The sequence below is a fragment of the Maribacter arenosus genome, from assembly GCF_014610845.1.
Taxonomy (GTDB): Bacteria; Bacteroidota; Bacteroidia; order Flavobacteriales; family Flavobacteriaceae; genus Maribacter_A; species Maribacter_A arenosus.
On sequence record NZ_JABTCG010000001.1, the window covers coordinates 931087 to 950707 of the forward strand.

Genomic DNA, 19621 nt, shown 5'->3' on the forward strand with positions numbered 1-19621 from the left:
TAAAATTTACAACTTCAAATAATAAGCCTATAAAATTAAAGAATGAAAAAGAAAAATCTAATTATTTTCGGCACCCGTCCAGAAGCCATTAAGATGGCCCCTTTGGTAAAAGAGTTTTTAAAAAACCCAACTTTTGAAACAAAGGTTTGTGTTACCGCACAACATCGAGAAATGCTCGATCAGGTGCTGGATTTCTTTGAAATAGTACCGGATTATGATTTGAATCTAATGAAACCAGGCCAGAACCTCTACGGTTTAACTGCGGCCATAATTACTGGGTTACAACCCGTTCTCGAAGATTTTAAACCGGATTATGTATATGTTCATGGGGATACCACCACCACCATGGGATCAAGTATTGCGGGCTTCTATTCCGGGGCAAAAATTTGTCATGTAGAAGCCGGGTTACGAACTTTTAACAAGCAATCCCCTTTTCCTGAGGAAATCAATAGAACAATTACAGGACATGTTGCGGATTATCATTTTGCCCCAACACAAACTTCGTTCGACAATTTACGGAATGAGGGCATTTCCAAAGAAAATATTTTAATCACCGGCAATACGGTTATTGATGCACTTTTCGAAAGCGTTTCCAAAGTTGACAACCTCGAGGATCCTGAAATTATACATCTAAAGCGCGAGCTGGATTTTACTAAAAGGATCATATTGGTCACAGGACATCGAAGGGAAAATCACGGGCAAGGATTTATCAATATTTGTAATGCCTTAAAAGAAATCGGGGAAAGGGTAGATAATGTACAGATCATTTATCCGGTGCATTTAAATCCAAAAGTACAGAAACCGGTATATGATATTTTAGGAAAGCAAGACAATATAAAATTAATCGCCCCATTGGCATACCCCGCCTTTGTTTGGCTCATGAACAAATGCGAGCTCGTGATCACTGATAGTGGTGGCGTACAGGAAGAAGCCCCAAGTTTGGGCAAACCCGTTCTCGTTATGCGTGACACCACCGAAAGGCCCGAAGCTGTGGATGCCGGTACGGTAATCCTAGTGGGTACCGATACCAAAAAAATTGTGAGTGAGACCATAGATCTTATGGGCAATACAGAGCGATATAAAAATATGAGCAGACTTCATAACCCGTATGGGGATGGAAAGGCGAGTAAAAGAATTGTGGAATTTATACAAAATTTGAATTAATGAACAATCCAGAAGTAGTAATGATCGGGCTTGGCTATATTGGCCTGCCAACAGCAGCTTTAATAGCTGAAGGAGGAACCTATGTACATGGTGTCGACATCAACCAAAATGTGGTGGATACCATCAATAGGGGTGAAATCCATATCGTGGAACCTTCTTTGGATAAATCGGTATCGAATGCGGTAAGTAAAGGGTTTTTAAAAGCTGCAACAACACCCGTAGTGGCAAACACCTACTTAATTGTTGTACCTACCCCTTTTAAAGACAAAAATGAACCGGATATTTCTTTCGTCCATGCTGCGACCACTGCAATACTTCCTTTGCTGAAAGAAGGTGATTTGTATATCATCGAATCTACCTCCCCCATAGGTACTACGGAAAAGATGATGACCTATATCTATGAAGAACGTCCCGAACTCAATGGAAAATTGCATATTGCTTATTGCCCTGAACGCGTATTGCCAGGGAATGTGATGTATGAATTGGTGCACAACGACCGTGTTATTGGAGGAATTGATGGGAAATCTACAGAAAAAGCCGTTGCTTTTTATGCTAAATATGTAAAGGGTGAATTGCATAAAACCAATGCGCGGACAGCCGAAATGTGCAAATTGGTGGAAAACTCATCCAGGGATGTTCAAATAGCCTTTGCCAACGAATTGTCGTTGATTTGCGATAAAGCTGATATCAATGTTTGGGAATTGATAAACTTGGCCAACAAGCACCCTAGGGTAAACATTTTACAGCCCGGATGTGGGGTTGGTGGTCATTGTATCGCCGTGGACCCTTACTTCATTGTAGCCGATTACCCCATGGAATCTAAAATAATAGGGACTGCGAGGGAGGTGAATAATTATAAATCATTTTGGTGTGCAGAAAAGGTCCAAAATACCAAGCTGCAATTTGAATTGCAACATGGTAGAAAGCCCAAAATTGCATTGATGGGTCTGGCTTTTAAACCGGATATTGATGATTTAAGGGAGTCTCCGGCCAAATATATTGTACAACGTGTATTACAAAATGCGAATAATGAAGAGTATTATATTGTAGAACCCAATATACATGAACATAACGTATTTAAACTCACAGACTATAAAACGGCTTTTGAAAAGGCCGATATCGCTGTTTTTCTTGTGGCTCATAAAGAGTTTAAGTCCTTAACCAAAACCCCTGATAAGGTGGTATTGGATTTTTGCGGAATCTATAAGTAACAACTTATATTAAAGTGGAATATGGTGTTATAGTAAATGCAAAAAACAAGAATTGCATTTGGCAATAATTCTACGTTAAAAGACGATTTTTAATTAATGTTCGTTATGTTAAGAGTTGGCAATCAAACTAGTTAGAAACCAAATAAAAGTGAAAGATTTTTTACAACTTAAAAAAAACCTTAAAAAAGACTTTTCCAGTTTAAAAACTATCAAATTGGCGGTCTTAGGGGATACTGCTACCCAATTTTTAACTCAAGCTTTGAGGGGTTTAGGCTATGACCATGGTTTCAACCTTGAAATATGGGAGGCCGATTTTAATCAGATCGAAAGACAAGTATATGATCTTTCCTCTGATTTGTTCGAATTTAAGCCAGATTTGGTTCTTATATTTCAATCTTCCCATAAATTATTGGGGAAATACAATAAACTGGATCCAGAAAAACAGACTTCCTTGGCAACTGATGAGTTGGATGCCATTGATACGATGTATTCCAATATCACGAATCACCTTTCAGCCAAAATAATATATTACAATTATACTGAAATTGATGATTCCATTTTTGGGAATTATGCCAATAAAACAGAAGCCTCTTTTCTATTTCAATTACGAAAACTCAATTATGAGTTGATGGTAATGGCCTCAAAAAAACCAAATTTGTATTTATGTGATCTTTCTACTTTACAAAATCAAGAGGGAAAAAGATGTGTTTTTCAGCCCTCTATGTACGTTAGCACGGAAATGGTTTTAAGTATCGATATCTTACCTTATGTAGCGGAAAAATCAATTGATTTGATCAAAGCCATCAATGGCAAGATCAAAAAATGTGTGATTCTTGATTTGGATAATACGACGTGGGGAGGAGTTATCGGCGATGATGGTTTAGAGAATATTCAAATAGGTAATTTGGGAATTGGAAAAGCTTTTTCCGAATTCCAATATTGGATCAAAAAATTAAAGAACAGAGGAATTATCGTTGCTGTTTGCAGTAAAAATACAGAGTCTATTGCAAAGGAACCCTTTGAAAAACACCCTGATATGGTGTTGCGATTGACGGATATTTCTGTTTTCATCGCCAACTGGGAAAATAAAGTAGATAATATACGGCAAATACAAAGCATTCTGAACATCGGTTTTGATTCTATGGTCTTTTTGGATGACAACCCTTTTGAACGCAATATAGTTCGGGAAAACATTCCGGATATTTGTATTCCTGAATTACCCGAAGACCCCGCCAATTATTTGGAATATTTATACGGGTTGAATCTTTTTGAAACCGTTTCTTTTTCAAATGAAGACGCAGAACGAACCAAACTCTATCAAATTGAAGCTGAGAGAGTGAAGGTCCAGAAAAAATTCACGAATGAGGATGATTTCTTGGCCAATTTGGATATGACATCGGAAATAAAACCTTTTAATAAATTCAATAGGCCAAGAGTAGCCCAATTATCCCAACGAACAAATCAATTTAATCTGAGGACAATTCGTTATTCGGAAGGGGATATTGAACGAATTTCCAAATCCAAGGATTATGCTACATTTACATTTACGCTTGAGGATAAATTTGGGGATAATGGATTGATATGTGTAATAATCTTACACAAAGAAGATAAAGAATCCTTATTCATAGATACTTGGTTTATGAGTTGTAGGGTACTAAAACGGGATATGGAAAATTTTGTACTGAATACAATCCTAGATTATGCAAAAGAAAACGGATTTTTATATATTAAAGGGGAATACATCCCAACGGCAAAGAATGCGATGGTAAAAGACCTTTATCCAGATTTTGGGTTTAAGAAAAATGACCCTTATTATATCCTAGAAGTAAAGAATGCCAAAATTAAAACAAGCCATATTAAAATCAAGAAATAGAGGTATGATAAGAGAAGAAATGTTAAAACAAATAAATGAAATTTTTATTGACACCTTGGACAATGAAGATATAGTTGTTGAAGAATCTACCAAAGCTGAAGATGTGGATGACTGGGATTCCTTAACGCACATATTGTTGGTCGTGGCCATTGAAAAACATTTCAAGATCAGTTTTAAATCCAATGAAATCCAAAATTGGAACGACGTAGGTGAAATGATGGATTGTATACAAGAAAAAGGAATATGATTTTTAAAGTAAAGGATACCTTTAAAGAATTATTTATCGTAAACAAAGAAACTTATGAGGGGTTTATCCATGTTTTCAAGGACAATAACCCCCTACATACGAATCAGCAATTTGCTATTGATAAAGGATTTGATGGCGTAGTGATGCACGGGAATATTTTAAATGGCTTTTTATCCTATTTTATTGGTGAAAAACTACCAACAAAGGATGTCATAATCCATTCCCAAGAGATTCAATTTAAAAATGCGGTTTACTTAAATGATGAATTACAATTTAATGCCGAAGTTATCGGGATGTATGAATCGGTGAAAGCGGTGGAGTTTAAGTATAATTTTACAAATAGAAACGCTCAAATTGTTGCCAAAGGCAAATTCCAAATAGGTGTAATAAAATGAATATATTAATCACAGGCGGCGGTTCAGGATTGGGAGAAGCAATTACAAGGGTTCTTGCAAAAGATGCAACGAACACGATTTATTTTACATTTTCGAATTCGGAAAAAAACGCTAGAAAACTCATAATGGATTTCAGTAATACAAAATCCATCAAATGTGATTTCAAAAAGGAATCTGAAGTCGATTCCCTTGTTAATACCATTGGTTCTCTGAATATCGACGTCTTGATCAACAATGCATACCATGATAATGCCACTCGAACCCATTTTTATAAAATACCCCAGGAGGACTTTACCACTGATTTCAACAATAATATTATCCCGACAATACGCATTGCACAGGCTGCTATTGCCCTTTTCAGAAAGAAAAAAAGCGGGAAATTGATTACCGTTTTAACCTCAGGCTTAGCAAACACACCTCCACTTGGCTGGGCGTGCTATACCGCAAATAAAGCCTACTTGGGGTCTTTGGTAAAATCTTGGGCAAGTGAAAACATAAAATTCAATATAACTTCCAATGCCGTTTCCCCCTCATTCATGCAGACAAGTTTAACATCCGAAATTGACCATAGAATTATAGATCAAATGATCGCCGATCATCCTTTGAAAAAACTATTAACGGTTGAGGAGGTTGCCGAAACTATACTTTTTTTAACAAAAGCTTCATCACACATCAATGGTGTTGACATCTTAATGAACCATGGAATTAATATCAAATAAATTATGAATCTATCGTTTAGCAATAAGAAAATTACAGGTATTCTTACAGTTTTACCAAAAAATGAAGTCAATTTTGAGGATGAAATTGACAATTATGATTTTACACATCGGCAATCCATGAAACTCAAATTGGTCATGGGTTTTGATAAACGTAGAGTAGTAAATAAGGGTACAACAATTTCAGATTTATGTGTATCGGGTTTGAATTATCTATTCGATAAAAAACTACTGCATAAAAATGATATTGACGCTTTAATCGTGGTCACGGTATCCCCAGATCATTTTATGCCCCCAACAAGTCATATTATTCATGGTAGACTTGGTTTAAAGCAAGATATCTACTGCACCGATATTACCCAAGGGTGTGCTGGCTATCCAATTGGTTTAAATCAAGCCTTTATGTTGCTTGAACAAGATGAAATCAACAAAGTAGTGGTGCTTAATGCCGATATCATGAGTACGAAAGTATCGAAAAATGATAGGAGTAGTAGACCTATAATTGGGGATGCGGCATCAATTACCATTGTTGAGAATGATTCGAATGGCAAAACTATATATGGTTCCATAAAGGCTGAAGGCGCAGGGGCAGACGCCTTGATTATTCCTGCAGGGGCTTTTAAACTGCCTTCCTCTGAAATGACCGCAAAATTGGAGAAAGATAAATCGGGGAATCTAAAATCATTGGACCATGTAGACATGAAAGGTGACGAAGTCTTTAATTTTGTTCAAAAAGAAGTTCCTCCAATGATCGATAATTTATTGGATAAGGCGGGTTCATCAAAAGAGGACGTAGATTATTTCATGTTTCATCAGCCTAATAAATTCATGTTAAAACAACTTGCAAATCAGATGGGTGTTTCAGAAATAAAGGTCCCAAATAACGTTGTTGAAAATTTTGGTAATGCCAATAGTGTTACAATACCTACGGCAATTACATTTAATTTGGGAAGTAAATTAAAAAATGAATCTTTTCTTATTTGCATGGCAGGGTTTGGAGTTGGATTAAGTTGGTCTTCGCTTTTAATGGAAATGAGTAATTTAGACTTTTGCGAAACTATTGATTACGATAATTAAACTATGGAAAACTATATATCAATAATATCTGAAATCTTGGAAGTAGAAACTGTTGAACTCAGTGATGAACTAAACTCTTTCGAAGCATGGGATTCATTGGCAGTTTTATCTATAATCGCTTTTTGTGATTCGGAATATAGTGTGGCCTTATCGGCAGAGGAAATCAATAACTCAGGAACTATTTTGGGGCTAAAGGAGCTAATAGAAGGTAAAATGTAGTGTAAGCGATGCAACCATTTATGTCGGATATTTATAAAAACCCTTTTTTTTATGAAAGCCAAAAGTGCAGATTATGAGTAGCCTATAAAAAAGGACGTACAAATAGTTTGTCCTAAAACCGAAGAAATTATACTTTAACAACAGGTATAATTAGAGTTAAGCCAATGAAGATTGGTAAATATATAACATAGAAATTGCGACTATTAGATAAGATTTTATACTACATTATTATTTTAAACCTATTCTTTTAAAAATTGAATTGCCATTTCCAATAATAAAAAGTAGATTTGGGTTAAATACAATCGCTAAAGCATATTAGGAATATGAGAAACGTAATTATTTTAGGTACCGGTGGAGGTGCCTCGGAAGTAACATTTTTTATCGAAGACAATAATACCAAAGTACCTGAAGGGGAAAGAATTAATATTTTGGGTTATATCGATTATGCAGAAAATGTAAAGCCGCATTATGACCGATATAATTTCGAGGCTCCTGTTTTATGCGATATTGATGCTTACGAACCAAAACCTGATGAGGAGGTCTTGATTGCGATTATGGATATCGCTTTTAGAGAGAAAATGATAAAGGCCTTATTGGCCAAGAAGGCTAAAATCGGTAGTTTTATCCACCATAGCGTTGTACTTCCTAAAAATCTTAATATCGGTGAAGGAAATATAGTAGGCCCATTTTGTATGTTGGAGAAATATGCCACCATAGGTAGTTACAACTTGCTTACGGCCTATTGTTTTATCGCTCATGATTGTGTTGTGGGGGACAATAACTTTTTTTCAGTAGCAGGTGTTGCCGGATCGGTCAAAGTGGGTAATAACAATTACTTCGGAATTAGATCATTTGCAATTCCAGGTGTTGAGATCGGCAACAATAATGTGATCCAAGCCGGAATGACCGTGGATAAAAATGTCAAAGACGATACAACGGTTTTCTATCGCTTTAAAGAAAAAGTTATGGCGATTCCTAAAGTAAATTAAATACAGGTTTAAAACAGAAACAGATGTCAACGTTATTGGTTATTTCTGTTTATGAAAGCCGGCATAAAACCTTTCTTCCTTTTTTAAAGCCTTATAATTAGGGTCGTTGAATCCAGCTTTTATCATCAATTCATTTACTTTATCAATATCGTAATCTACCCTATGTAAGGAAATATTCCCATTTTCAACTAGGGCAAATGCCGCTTTTGGGTTTCGATCTCTAGGTTGACCTACGGAACCTGGATTACAGTAGAGTTTATCTTTGTACACCTGCAACGTTTGAATATGGGTATGACCAGACATAAATATTTCACCTTCAATTCTTGAAAAATATTCTTCGCTCGGTACCTTTAAATATTCATCAATGGGATCGGACCATCCGCCATGAACCATATGAATGTTGCCAACAAACCGTTGTATGGCACTCGACCGAAGCCATTTAATATTTTTATCGGTAATTACTTCCCTTTGATAAATTAGGCAATCATTAACACTGCTAGATCGAGGGCAAAAACCACCACTGGCCAAATACCAATCATGATTGCCCATTAAATTCGGGATTTCCCTTTTTTGGAGTTCTTCACAACATTCATTGACCTGGGAATAATATCCAACGACATCTCCCAAACTATAAATTTCCGAGACTCCCAATCTGTCCAATTCGGAAAGAACCGATTTTAAAGCCTCATAATTGCCATGTATATCTGATATTACCCCTATTTTCACACGTTCAAATTTTAGCAATTATTTAATTTTATGATAATTATCAAATTGAGAACGTGTGCAACCACTCGATGCATTCGCTCTCACATTAAAAATTCTAAACATTCCCTTTTGTGAAAAAATGTTTAAAATTTATTAATGTTCGTTTCATGAATAAAAAATAAAATCCTCTACATATCTAATCGCTTTTCCTTGTTTAATTTTTGGCTGTTTTGGAATTTTACCTTCCAAATAATATTCAATGGCCATGATGGCATCATTATAGCCAAAGGCACTCCTCATCGATGTAGATGCGGAAAAACGTGGATTGATCTCTAAAAGTTGACACACCCCATTGTGAATCCTGAACTGAAAGTTCGTGGGTCCCATTGGTTTTAAAATTTTACAAATACCCAATACGGCTTCTTCGATTTGTTTACTCTCAAACACCTCTGCCTCATTGGTATATCCTTCCTTCGATAATTTTCTTTTAAAAGTTATTATGGCATAATATCCCCCCTTTCCGTCACAAAACGCACCCGTTGTGAACTCTTCATCATCCTGTCCAACTATAGGTTGAACCATCAGATGGTTGCCAATTTCGGCTTTGTGAAGATTAAAGGTATCTTCATCCTTTACCTTGACAATCCCTTTAGAGGCAAAACCCTTTCGCGGTTTTAATAACAATGGCAAACCAAATTCCTTTACCAATTCATCAAAATCAGATGAAAGCGAACTGGGAATGGCATACGGACAGTTGTTGCTTTTCAGCACTTGATAAAATTCCCATTTATCATTGCATAAATGAACCAAATCAAAATTATTCAAAACCAATTTAGCTCCTGTCAACTCTATTTGTTTTCTGTTATTGGATAGAAAATGGACGTCTTCGTCGAAACTTGGAATGACTAAATCTACATGGTGATCTTTAATAACTTTAATAATCCAATCAATATAACCCTCTGAACCACTAAATGGGGCATGGATACAAACATCGGTAAAGGCCGGGGCAATGGAATTTTCATGAATTGTTGATCCAATTAAATTAAAGGGTTTTTTCGTACCTCTAATTGATTTTAGAATTCCATAGCCAATTAGTGAACTGGCTCCTGTTACGAAAATATTTTTCATAGGTCTTTATAAAGTTGATCCTAGTTTTTATAAGCTACTTAAGCTTTTAGAATAAATCTTAAACAAATTTATAGTTATTATTTCCCCCTACAATGATACTAATCAATTTCTATAAACAAATCATTGTTCCGTATTCCTTTAGCTAACATATTAGTATTAGCTCAATAGCTTATCACCTTAAACGCCGACCTCCTATTCTGTCTGTGCTTTTCTTCGGAACATCGAATATGGTCCTTGCATTCATTGATCAATTCGGTCTCACCAAAAGCCTCCCCTACTAGCCTAGCCCCATCTATTCCTTTCTGTTCAACCAAATACGCTTTGGTATGTTGCATCCTTTTTTCGGAGAGCCACATATTGTATTTTTCTGGACCCCTGGAATCGGTATGGGAGCCGATTTTTAAGGTCACAGATGGATTCTCTTGCAGGATCAAGGCCAACCTATCCAATAACCCCTTGTAGGGTTTGTTTAAATAGGAAGAATCAAAATCAAAATAGACATGACCCAAAGCATTTATAGCATCCTCCAATTGTTGTCTTCTCTGTTTCTCGGCATCCAACTTCTCTTTTTCCAAAGCTGTGAGTCTTGCTTTTTCCTTTTCTTGGGCCAATCGTTCAGCCATAGCCGCTTCGTCCTTGGCTCTTTGCACGGCAGATAAGGAATCGGCAACACGTTGCTTGTCATTTTCCATAGCCGTGATCAGGGCTAATTTTTCCTCCCCTTTTTTAGAAAGGCCTTTTTCCACATCAAATCTATAAACAACTCCCGCAGAATGCTGTAATTGCTTTGTTGTACCTTCTTTAATACCCCATTTCCCCATGGTGTTGAAATTTGCTCCCCACCTATCGCTGAACCAAGTATTAAAGCCAAAACCAGCATTTGCTGTAGACCTACCTACATTACCAATAGAACTATATCCCGCGCCAACATGAAGATAAGGGTCGAACCAGTTGGTTTCTCCGATCAATTTATTTAAATCGTAACTTATTTTTCCATCAATGGCAAAGTAATCACGTGGCGCAGTATTTATAGCTCCATCAATGATCTTTCCAACCTTATATTTATTATAGGTACCTATGGCCTCTATACCCAGTCCATTCTTGAAAAACCTACCTATACTGATTCTGGATGGATAAGGCACTGCGTTCCATGTATCTTTGATATCCAAGAAGGTTTCACCAAATGGTGTAGCCGTATCGTCCACTATATTTAAGCCGAGTCCTAAGACCCAAGAACTTTGGACAATACTGTCTTTTGAAGTGAGCTGTATATCTTCTTGGGATAAAATCGGAGTGGTGGCAAGCATTAGCAATACCAATACACATAGCGTATAATTTTTCATAGGTTAAGATTTTGGACTTCAGGGAGTAAAGTAATGGGTAAGTTGAAATCTTAACAAATAAGTTGTTTGAAAAGCCTAGAATTTCGGTAGAATGCGCGAAATGGTGTCCCTAAGTTGATTTTATTGCTCCTTTTCAAAGGAAATCCTCTTGTGTGTCAATGGCATTTTATAGACACTAAAAGGACTTACCAGTGCTGTGGAAGCACTCTTTTCTTTCGTTGTTTCTATAGCTGTTGTCTTCAGTATCAATTCTTCATCGTTCTCAGCAGCCAACGATAGTGATACCTGCCTCCCAACGGACTGCTCACCACTACAAAGGATCAATATCATTTCCTGGGCAAAGTCAACCTCTGGGACCGGTATTCCCGGTTTACGGGTCCTATTTACTTTTGAAAAGAATTTTTGTAGGGTTTTGCTATCCTTTATAATCAGGGTATCCGGGGTAATGGAACCGCTATAATTATCTTGAAGCACCAAAGTGAGTGAACCAAAATCGTCGTTTTGCCCATCCCCATTTTCCATAGCGGCCTTTTTTTGTCCTTTACAGGAAAAAAGAATAGCAAAAATAATCAGTGTCAAATATCTCATCCTATTTTAAAGTCTCGTTCAAACGGGTATTATAGGCCTTCAAGTAAATCGATTCATATAAAGGTAGTACATTTAGAATATCAAATTTCGCCGCTACTCTTGCTGCATTGTCCTTAAAACGCTCCAAGGTAGCTTCATCCTTTAAAATTTTCAAGGCATTGCTTGCCATATCTTCTACATCCCCTACATTGCTTAAAAAGCCAGTAACACCATGAATATTAACCTCTGGAATACCTCCAGCATTGGTTGAAATAACGGGTACCCTATTGATCATGGCTTCTAAAGCTGCCAATCCAAAACTTTCCGATTTGGATGGTAAAAGGAACAAATCTGAAAAACATAGTATCCTATCTATTTCATTACTGTTACCTAGAAAATGTACCTTATCCATAATCCCTAACTGCTCGCATAGGAACTCGGCATTCTCTTTTTCGGGACCTTCACCGACCATGACCAATTTTGAGGGAATTTCCTGCTGTATCTTATTGAAGATATGGATGACATCGGGGATATGCTTTACCGCTCTAAAATTGCTTATATGGGTGATAATCCGCTCGTGTTCTTCAGCCATTAACGACCTTTGACAATCTGTAAACGAAGTGCTATACTTATTTTTATCGATAAAATTAGGTACTACCTCAATCTCTTTTTCAATATCAAAGAATTCAAGGGTACGCTGTTTTAAATTCTCTGAAACCGCTGTGACTACATCGGATTGGTTGATACTGAAATTAACGGCGGTCTTATAAAATGGATGTTTTCCCACTAGCGTTATGTCCGTTCCATGTAATGTCGTAATCATTGGCAGGTATATTCCCTCTTCCTCCAACATTTTTTTAGCCATATAGCCCGCATAGGCATGTGGAATGGCATAGTGTACATGCAATAAATCTATCCCGTACAATTTGACGGTATCTACCAATTTACTGGATAAAGCCAATTCATAGGGTTGATAGTGGAATAAAGGATATTCCGGTACATGAACCTCATGAAAGTGAATTCGATGGCTCAACAAGTCTAAACGTACCGGTTGGCGATACGTTACAAAATGCACTTCATGGCCCCTATCGGCCAATGCAATTCCTAATTCCGTGGCCACGACACCACTTCCACCAAACGTTGGGTAACAAACAATCGCTATCTTCATTGGATAAATTTAATCAAATCGTATGGTATGTCGATATCCCATCGTTTTATTTACAAAAAGTTTAAGAAGTTCCCGATTTCATTTGAAGAGAATATTGCAATTTTAGGAAAATGGAAAGGAACATTTTGAGGTTTAATTAATGAGAGCGTCGTAAATAGCTTGTTGGATTCTTGTCCGAAGCGCAGATTTAACTAATAGTGTATTTGATGCTGATGGATAAGTTCTATTGGATAAAAAGACATAGACCAACTCCTCATCAGGGTCCGCCCAGGTATATGTTCCTGTAAAACCGCTATGACCGAAACTCTTTCTAGAAACACATCCGCATGTCGGTCCCTTATCCTTTAATTGTGGCTTGTCAAAACCCACACCTCTTCTCACATTTTTATCACAAAAGTAACAGGTATTGAATTTCTTGATGGTCCTGGAATCCAAAAACCGTGTACCCCCGTACTCCCCACCTTGTAGGTACAACTGCATAATCTTGGCAACATCATTGGCATTACTGAACAGACCTGCATGCCCTCCTACCCCACCTTGCATGGCTGCGCCCATATCATGTACGTAACCCTGCACAGTTTGGTATCGGTAGTATTTATCTTCCTCGGTGGGTACTATTCGATTTTTAGGGAATTTTTCCAGCGGATTGTAACTTGTGTTATTGGCCCCAAGGGGTTTAAAAAGAAAATCATCGGCCAACTTGTCCAAAGGCGTTTTATATGCATCTTCAATATACTTTTTCATCACATAATAGGCAACATCACTGTAGCGGTACCGGTTCGATTTAAGATCTTGACGCCCAATCCGATTATAAATAGTGTCCTTAAAGGCATCAGCTAAAAATAGATTATCGGTAACCTTGATCGTAAAACCCGCTATCGGTTTATTTCTATAAAATTCAGAAGAGGGTTTTCTTTTTTCATCCAATGTATTGACATAGAAGGCTATCCAGGCCGGTAGCCGTCCATAATGGGACAGGGCCTTTAAAACCGTGACGTTCTTTAGTGCCGTTTCCGAATATTCTGGTATCAATTCCTGAAAGGTATCGTTCAAAGCGATTTTCCCGGTTTCCTCCATCTTCATCAATAAAGGTAAGGTCGCTAAGATTTTGGTCAAGGAAGCTAGGTCATATATATTTTCAGTATTGATTTCCGTCTTAGATTCATAAGTCGGGTACCCAAACCCTTTGTTATAGACTACTTTTCCCCTACGAGCTATAAGTACTTGTGCACCTGGGAACATAAGCGAATCTAAACCATCCTTAACCAATCTATCGACTTCACCTAATTTCCCAGAACTCAGCCCTACGCGTTCAGGAAAACTATACCCAAGTCGTTTTAAGGAACTTATCTGCACATTGGTATTGACAGGGAAATCAGCATGTGCCGAAACCGGTAAAACGCCTTTCGAAGCTATACCCCCAAAAATAAGCTGGGCGGATTTTTGTTGTGCAAGGACGCTGTTTTGATAAGCAACCACAACAGCATCTATATTAGTAAAGGAACTTATGTCCATGAGGGCATACGGTTTGGTAAATACAGCTAATACAAGGTTCGATGACCGTTCATCTGCAATCCCTTGTAGCCATTCCAGCTCTTGTTTAGAGAATTTGTAAGGTTTCCAAGGGCTTTCATTACTTTTATGATGCCCTATGATAATGAGATTGTACGATTTTAATTTTTCTTTTAAAGTCGCTAGGTCTTTACCATTCACTTGGGTGACCTCTGCATATTTGTTCAATTCATCGATAAATGGTTTGTTATCGGCATCGCCAAACTTTACATAAGCAATCTTTTTGTTTTCCAACTTTTTAATGCCCAAAAGATAAAACTTGTTTTTTACTACAGTTATAGCTTTTTCAATGGCCTCTTCATACACCAAATCACTTTGAATATCATTCAGGTCTTCGTATAAACCATTGATTTCAATAGGTTTATACTTATTCAGCCCAACCTTATATTTGGCCTGGAGTATCTTTTTGACGGAATTGGCCAATCTTTGCTCCGTGATTCTACCTCGTTCATAAGCCTTCAATAGCTTTTTCTTTGCGTTGGCTACCTCAGTGGGCATCAATAAAATATCATTGCCTGCCAGGAAAGCGGCCAATTCAACATCACCATCCTTACCATGGTTGGTAACCCCTGTCATATTCAAGGCATCGGTGAACACCAAGCCATCGAATCCCATCTGCTCTTTAAGAATCCCTGAAATTATTTGTTCGGACAGGGATGAGGGCCAATCTTCTTTGATTTCCAGACTCGGAACGTTTAAATGTGCTACCATCACACTGCTCAGTCCCGCTTTGATCAATTTTCTATAGGGATAAAGTTCAAGACTATCTAACCTTTCTTTTGAAAAGTCGATCAATGGTAAGGCATGGTGGGAATCTGTTGCCGTATCGCCATGTCCGGGAAAATGCTTTCCACTAGAGAGGACCCCTGCACCTTCCATACCCTTCATAAAGGCAATACCCTTATCGGCCACATTATCCCGGTCCTCACCGAAAGAACGGTTACCGATAATAGGATTGAGCGGATTTGTATTTATGTCAATATCCGGCGCGAAGTTAATATGTACCCCCAATCTCTTGGCATGCAACCCAATTTGTCGCCCTACTTTTTCAACAATCGAATTATCGGTAATGGCCCCTAAAGTCATATTCCATGGAAAGGCATAGGTAGAATCCAATCGCATGGCCAATCCCCACTCTGCATCCATTCCCACTAGTAAAGGTATATTCGATTCTGCTTGAAAGGAATTGGTTAGCTTAGCCTGTCGTACAGGTCCTCCTGTCGAAAAAATCACACCTCCGATATGATGTTCCTTTATCAGTGCCTTGATTTTATCTATACTGGCCTTTTCTTGGCTCGATGCCACACTAACCATAAACAATTGTCCCAATCGTTCATCTAGGGTCATGGCATCATATTTGGCATTTACCCAATTTTGCTGCCCCAAAGTATCTTTTACCACCAATGGGTTATACTGTGCATTGGCACCTATAACTATTAATAAGAAGAATGAAATAATGCTATATAATCGCATATTGGACAAGTCTAAGGAAATAACTTAAAAGCAAAAAAAATATTGCATTTCATCGGATTCCATATCTATTCGGAATTGGAACTTACAAATACAATACCAAAAAAACATTACATAAATCGGCCATGCCAGCTTTCGGAAGCAGGAACCTCCCAATGTTCTAAATATTCCCCCTTATTGGTCACCAAGTTATTAAATACTATGGTGTTCTTTGAAACCGCCTTTTGTTTGGCCATTTTCTTAAAATCATTCAACGGCTTATAGGCTACATATTCCCCTTGTTTATAAGATACGTTCATCTTATCCAATAACTCCACATTATATTTCTTTTCCAATTGTTGGATAAAATGTACCGATGCATCGATAGAACATCCGGAAGCCGAAGTTTGTGTTTGATCCAAAGCCAAGATAATAAATCGGTTGTACCGTATTTCGTAACCTGCCTTTAAATCGCTTCCGTGGGTGGTCCATTCCTCTATGAACGCATCCAACTCCTGTCTAATCTCATGCAATTCATTCTCCGTAAAACTTCGACTGGCCTGATAGACCCATAGTCTGGATGAATCTGGCAACGTATTGAATGCTACTAACATAGAAATTGGTTTTGGGTATTATGGTTAATAGTCAATTTAATTTAGAGATCCCCGGCTTTGGCAATCAGTTCGGCTATATCCATGACCGCTATATTGTTCTCTTTTTCTTTGCTTTTGACCCCATCGGTCATCATTGTGTTACAAAAGGGACAGGCAGCGGCAATAATTTCCGGGTTTGTCTCCAATGCTTGTTCTGTTCGTTCCACATTAATGTCCTTATCCCCTTTTTCAGGTTCCTTGAACATTTGGGCACCCCCGGCCCCACAACATAAGCCATGGGATCTGCAGCTTTTCATTTCAACCAATTCGGCATCCAACTTTCTGATCAGCTCCCGCGGGGCTTCATAGACATTATTGGCCCTGCCTAAATAGCAGGGGTCATGAAAAGTAATCCTTTTTCCTTTGAATGAGCCACCCTCCAAACTAATTCGACCTTCATCCAACAATTGCTTTAAAAATTGGGTATGGTGCAATACTTGATAATTGCCTCCCAGTCCGGGGTATTCGTTTTTTAAGGTATTAAAGCAATGGGGACAAGCTGTGACCACTTTATTCACCCCATAACCGTTCATAACCTCAATATTCGTAACCGCCTGCATCTGGAACAAAAACTCATTTCCAGCCCTTTTGGCAGGGTCCCCGGTACAACTCTCCTCGGTTCCCAATACGGCAAAAGAAACATTGGCCTTTGTAAGGATTTTCACAAATGCCTTTGTTATTTTCTTTGCCCGATCGTCAAAACTGCCGGCACAGCCCACCCAAAATAAAACTTCAGGTTGCTTTCCCGAGGCGAAAAGTTCTGCCATTGTCGGTACTTTCATTTCACTTCCCATACTAAGCATCGTTATTTTCTAGGATTCGTCTTTCCAATTCAATCTATCCATTTGATTGAAAGGCCAAGGTGCTCCATTATTCTCTATATTGCCCATCATATTATTCAAATCAGATGGTGCAGCGGATTGTTCCATTACAAGATATTGCCTCATATCGATAATGATGGACAAGGGATCAATACTAACAGGGCAGGCTTCGGTACAGGCATTGCATGAGGTACAGGCCCATAGTTCTTCCCTAGTGATGTAGTCATCCAATAATTGTTTGCCATCATCGACAAATTTTCCTTGGTTGGCATCTAAATTCTTACCCACCTCTTCTAACCTATCCCGAGTATCCATCATTATCTTGCGCGGGGAAAGCTTCTTTCCTGTTAGATTCGCCGGACATTCACTGGTGCAGCGACCACATTCTGTACAGGTGTATGCATTCAACAACTGTACCCAGTTTAAATCAGTGACATCGGATGCACCGAATTTTTCAGGTTCTGAGGTATCTGCCTCTGCGGTCGAAGAATCCTCAGTGGGTGCGGCAAATGGATCCGCATCGGGGTCCATCATCAACCTCACTTCCGCTGTCACCGAACCCAAATTTTCTAATTTTCCTTTTGGTTCCAACTTACCATAATACGTATTGGGAAAGGCCAACAGAATATGTAAGTGTTTGGAATAGTAGAGATAATTTAAAAAGAAGAGGATGCCAACAATATGCAACCACCATGCACTTCGTTCAATAATAAGTAAGGTTTGAGTTGACAATCCATCAAAAAAGGGCACCATAAACTGACTTATGGGAAAGGAACCTGCCTCTACATAATGTGCTACCCCAAGTTGTTGCAATTTGAAATCAGCCGCGTTCATGGTCAAAAACAGGAACATTAATACCAATTCGATGTAAAGGATCATGTTAGCATCATTTTTGGGCCATCCCTTCATTTCTGGATTCATAAACCGTTGTAGTTTAATAATGTTTCTACGGATCCAAAAAACTATTACAGCGACAATGACCAAAAAGGCCAATATCTCGAAAGAAGCGATCAGGATATCATATAGGCTGCCAAGTCCCGCAAATATCCTATGTGTGCCTAAAAGTCCATCGATTATGATTTCAAGTACCTCTAGATTTATAATTATAAAGCCGACATAGACCAGAAGATGCAGTATGCCAGGAATAGGCCTTACGACCATTTTTGACTGGCCCAAGGCGATTCTGACCATATTCGTCCAACGTTGGGGCTTATTATCATTGACCTCAATGGCCTTGCCCAACTTGATATTCCGAATTAGTTTTTTTACGTTACGGGCAAAAAAAACAATACCTGCAGTAAGGATTAGGGCAAATAGTATATTGGGAAGATACTCCATTTATGGTTGTTCTATTTTTTCGGCAGGGTCATTTTCAGGTAGGGTATAATCCTTTTGTTTTTTTCCGAAAACCGAAACATTGACATATCTTTTAGGGTTCAGACGAAAATCCTGTAAGAGCAGATCCAATTCCTTCGAGGCATTGTTCAAATTATTATATAACTGCTCATCTTTCATAAGTTTACCCATTGTACCATCGCCATGTTCTATCTGGCCGAGTATCTTATCCAAATTAGAGACTGTAGATTCCAAACTCGCCAATGTGCGTCCAAGCCCCGCATTATTCAATGAATCGGAAAGTTTTGCAAAATTGGAAGAAAGTTCATTGAAATTGGTCAAAGAACTATCAAGCTTACCTTGGTTTTTCTGCAATAGTTGATTAAGGATATCCGCACTTCCCTCTAAACTTTTCATAAGTCCATTTAACCCTGCAATAGATTCCCTTAATTCATTTTTCGTCTTTGCATCCAAAACCTGATTAACACTGATCAACAAGCTATCTGCATTGGTAAAGGCCCCCTCTATCTTTTGTTGCAAAGGGGTAAGTTTTTGTTGCACCAGTTCCGTCAGTCCAGGTCGTATCTCAGTGACCAGTGTATCTCCCGATTGTGCATTGGGGGCTCCATCAAAAACAGGCCTTATTTGAATTCCTTTCCCGCCGATAATACCCGTGTCATACAACTCCGCCTTACTGTTCCTGGAAAAATTAAATTCGTTATTGACAGAGAATGTTACCAATAGGCTGCCCGATGAATCCTTGAACTTAATATCATTGACAATCCCCACGTTATAACCGTTTATCGAAACCTGGGTACCCGGTTGAAGACCGCCAACATGGGCGTAAACCGCATAAAACGTCTTGCTGTTATCGAATAAAGGTGTTGATTTTAAATAGCTAAATCCTAATATAAAAAGTAGGATTCCCCCAACTACGATTATTCCTGTCTTAATTTCCCTGGATACTTTCAAATGGATTGGTTTATCGT

The 19621-nt window shown here is 38.1% G+C and carries 19 protein-coding genes; 9 read left to right on the forward strand and 10 right to left on the reverse strand.

The window, feature by feature from the left end:
• Nucleotides 1-42: 42 nt before the first annotated feature.
• From wecB to HPE63_RS04150, 9 genes are all read left to right on the forward strand, one after another.
• Complete coding sequence (wecB, locus tag HPE63_RS04110; protein ID WP_188312943.1) at nucleotides 43-1164, forward strand: non-hydrolyzing UDP-N-acetylglucosamine 2-epimerase; 1122 nt, start codon at nucleotides 43-45, stop codon at nucleotides 1162-1164.
• Complete coding sequence (wecC, locus tag HPE63_RS04115) at nucleotides 1164-2375, forward strand: UDP-N-acetyl-D-mannosamine dehydrogenase (RefSeq protein WP_188312944.1); 1212 nt, start codon at nucleotides 1164-1166, stop codon at nucleotides 2373-2375. Before wecB ends, wecC begins: the two co-directional genes overlap by 1 nt.
• Nucleotides 2376-2523: 148 nt before the next feature.
• Nucleotides 2524-4248: an HAD-IIIC family phosphatase gene (locus HPE63_RS04120; RefSeq protein ID WP_188312945.1), complete on the forward strand. Its 1725-nt coding sequence runs from the start codon at nucleotides 2524-2526 to the stop codon at nucleotides 4246-4248.
• Nucleotides 4249-4252: 4 nt separating this feature from the next.
• On the forward strand, nucleotides 4253-4495 hold the full coding sequence (locus HPE63_RS04125; RefSeq protein ID WP_188312946.1) for an acyl carrier protein: 243 nt from the start codon (nucleotides 4253-4255) through the stop codon (nucleotides 4493-4495).
• A complete protein-coding gene (locus HPE63_RS04130) occupies nucleotides 4492-4890 on the forward strand; it encodes a MaoC/PaaZ C-terminal domain-containing protein (RefSeq protein WP_188312947.1) in 399 nt (132 codons plus the stop codon). The genes HPE63_RS04125 and HPE63_RS04130 overlap by 4 nt, the downstream gene beginning before the upstream one ends.
• Nucleotides 4887-5609, forward strand: a complete 723-nt coding sequence (locus HPE63_RS04135) for an SDR family NAD(P)-dependent oxidoreductase (protein WP_188312948.1) — start codon at nucleotides 4887-4889, stop codon at nucleotides 5607-5609. The genes HPE63_RS04130 and HPE63_RS04135 overlap by 4 nt, the downstream gene beginning before the upstream one ends.
• A 3-nt stretch (nucleotides 5610-5612) precedes the next feature.
• Complete coding sequence (locus HPE63_RS04140) at nucleotides 5613-6683, forward strand: 3-oxoacyl-ACP synthase III family protein (RefSeq protein ID WP_188312949.1); 1071 nt, start codon at nucleotides 5613-5615, stop codon at nucleotides 6681-6683.
• A 3-nt stretch (nucleotides 6684-6686) separates the two neighbouring features.
• Entirely contained in the window at nucleotides 6687-6902 is a 216-nt protein-coding gene (locus HPE63_RS04145; protein ID WP_188312950.1) for an acyl carrier protein, read from the forward strand.
• A 323-nt stretch (nucleotides 6903-7225) separates the two neighbouring features.
• Entirely contained in the window at nucleotides 7226-7891 is a 666-nt protein-coding gene (locus HPE63_RS04150) for an LbetaH domain-containing protein (protein ID WP_188312951.1), read from the forward strand.
• A 39-nt stretch (nucleotides 7892-7930) separates the two neighbouring features.
• Here the strand turns inward: HPE63_RS04150 and HPE63_RS04155 are convergent, their stop codons facing one another.
• The 10 genes from HPE63_RS04155 to HPE63_RS04200 all read right to left on the reverse strand — a co-directional run bounded on the left by HPE63_RS04155 (nucleotide 7931) and on the right by HPE63_RS04200 (nucleotide 19604).
• Nucleotides 7931-8617 (reverse strand): metallophosphoesterase family protein, encoded by a 687-nt coding sequence (locus tag HPE63_RS04155; RefSeq protein ID WP_188312952.1) that lies wholly within the window; start codon nucleotides 8615-8617, stop codon nucleotides 7931-7933.
• 144 nt (nucleotides 8618-8761) lie between these two features.
• Nucleotides 8762-9724, reverse strand: a complete 963-nt coding sequence (locus HPE63_RS04160) for an ATP-grasp domain-containing protein (RefSeq protein ID WP_188312953.1) — start codon at nucleotides 9722-9724, stop codon at nucleotides 8762-8764.
• A 161-nt stretch (nucleotides 9725-9885) separates the two neighbouring features.
• A complete protein-coding gene (locus tag HPE63_RS04165; RefSeq protein WP_188312954.1) occupies nucleotides 9886-11067 on the reverse strand; it encodes an OmpA family protein in 1182 nt (393 codons plus the stop codon).
• A gap of 120 nt (nucleotides 11068-11187) precedes the next feature.
• Nucleotides 11188-11655 carry a hypothetical protein gene (locus HPE63_RS04170; RefSeq protein WP_188312955.1) on the reverse strand — a complete coding sequence of 156 codons (468 nt, stop codon included), beginning with the start codon at nucleotides 11653-11655 and terminating at the stop codon, nucleotides 11188-11190.
• Between the two features lies 1 nt (nucleotide 11656).
• On the reverse strand, nucleotides 11657-12802 hold the full coding sequence (bshA, locus tag HPE63_RS04175; RefSeq protein ID WP_188312956.1) for an N-acetyl-alpha-D-glucosaminyl L-malate synthase BshA: 1146 nt from the start codon (nucleotides 12800-12802) through the stop codon (nucleotides 11657-11659).
• A gap of 132 nt (nucleotides 12803-12934) precedes the next feature.
• Nucleotides 12935-15847: a glycoside hydrolase family 3 N-terminal domain-containing protein gene (locus tag HPE63_RS04180; RefSeq protein ID WP_188312957.1), complete on the reverse strand. Its 2913-nt coding sequence runs from the start codon at nucleotides 15845-15847 to the stop codon at nucleotides 12935-12937.
• A gap of 107 nt (nucleotides 15848-15954) precedes the next feature.
• On the reverse strand, nucleotides 15955-16437 hold the full coding sequence (locus HPE63_RS04185; protein ID WP_188312958.1) for an ABC transporter ATPase: 483 nt from the start codon (nucleotides 16435-16437) through the stop codon (nucleotides 15955-15957).
• A 41-nt stretch (nucleotides 16438-16478) separates the two neighbouring features.
• A complete protein-coding gene (locus HPE63_RS04190) occupies nucleotides 16479-17270 on the reverse strand; it encodes a (Fe-S)-binding protein (RefSeq protein WP_188312959.1) in 792 nt (263 codons plus the stop codon).
• A gap of 18 nt (nucleotides 17271-17288) precedes the next feature.
• Nucleotides 17289-18635 carry a (Fe-S)-binding protein gene (locus tag HPE63_RS04195; RefSeq protein ID WP_188312960.1) on the reverse strand — a complete coding sequence of 449 codons (1347 nt, stop codon included), beginning with the start codon at nucleotides 18633-18635 and terminating at the stop codon, nucleotides 17289-17291.
• Nucleotides 18636-19604, reverse strand: a complete 969-nt coding sequence (locus tag HPE63_RS04200) for an MlaD family protein (protein ID WP_188312961.1) — start codon at nucleotides 19602-19604, stop codon at nucleotides 18636-18638.
• Nucleotides 19605-19621 lie beyond the last annotated feature (17 nt).

Excerpts from the sequence above, each read along its gene's own strand:
- wecB (WP_188312943.1), top strand. The coding sequence starts at position 43 with ATGAAAAAGAAAAATCTAATTATTTTCGGCACCCGTCCAGAAGCCATT.
- wecC (WP_188312944.1), top strand. The coding sequence starts at position 1,164 with ATGAACAATCCAGAAGTAGTAATGATCGGGCTTGGCTATATTGGCCTG.
- HPE63_RS04125 (WP_188312946.1), top strand. The coding sequence starts at position 4,253 with ATGATAAGAGAAGAAATGTTAAAACAAATAAATGAAATTTTTATTGAC.
- HPE63_RS04130 (WP_188312947.1), top strand. The coding sequence starts at position 4,492 with ATGATTTTTAAAGTAAAGGATACCTTTAAAGAATTATTTATCGTAAAC.
- HPE63_RS04135 (WP_188312948.1), top strand. The coding sequence starts at position 4,887 with ATGAATATATTAATCACAGGCGGCGGTTCAGGATTGGGAGAAGCAATT.
- HPE63_RS04140 (WP_188312949.1), top strand. The coding sequence starts at position 5,613 with ATGAATCTATCGTTTAGCAATAAGAAAATTACAGGTATTCTTACAGTT.
- HPE63_RS04145 (WP_188312950.1), top strand. The coding sequence starts at position 6,687 with ATGGAAAACTATATATCAATAATATCTGAAATCTTGGAAGTAGAAACT.
- HPE63_RS04150 (WP_188312951.1), top strand. The coding sequence starts at position 7,226 with ATGAGAAACGTAATTATTTTAGGTACCGGTGGAGGTGCCTCGGAAGTA.
- HPE63_RS04160 (WP_188312953.1), bottom strand. The coding sequence starts at position 9,724 with ATGAAAAATATTTTCGTAACAGGAGCCAGTTCACTAATTGGCTATGGA.
- HPE63_RS04165 (WP_188312954.1), bottom strand. The coding sequence starts at position 11,067 with ATGAAAAATTATACGCTATGTGTATTGGTATTGCTAATGCTTGCCACC.
- HPE63_RS04170 (WP_188312955.1), bottom strand. The coding sequence starts at position 11,655 with ATGAGATATTTGACACTGATTATTTTTGCTATTCTTTTTTCCTGTAAA.
- bshA (WP_188312956.1), bottom strand. The coding sequence starts at position 12,802 with ATGAAGATAGCGATTGTTTGTTACCCAACGTTTGGTGGAAGTGGTGTC.
- HPE63_RS04180 (WP_188312957.1), bottom strand. The coding sequence starts at position 15,847 with ATGCGATTATATAGCATTATTTCATTCTTCTTATTAATAGTTATAGGT.
- HPE63_RS04185 (WP_188312958.1), bottom strand. The coding sequence starts at position 16,437 with ATGTTAGTAGCATTCAATACGTTGCCAGATTCATCCAGACTATGGGTC.
- HPE63_RS04190 (WP_188312959.1), bottom strand. The coding sequence starts at position 17,270 with ATGGGAAGTGAAATGAAAGTACCGACAATGGCAGAACTTTTCGCCTCG.
- HPE63_RS04195 (WP_188312960.1), bottom strand. The coding sequence starts at position 18,635 with ATGGAGTATCTTCCCAATATACTATTTGCCCTAATCCTTACTGCAGGT.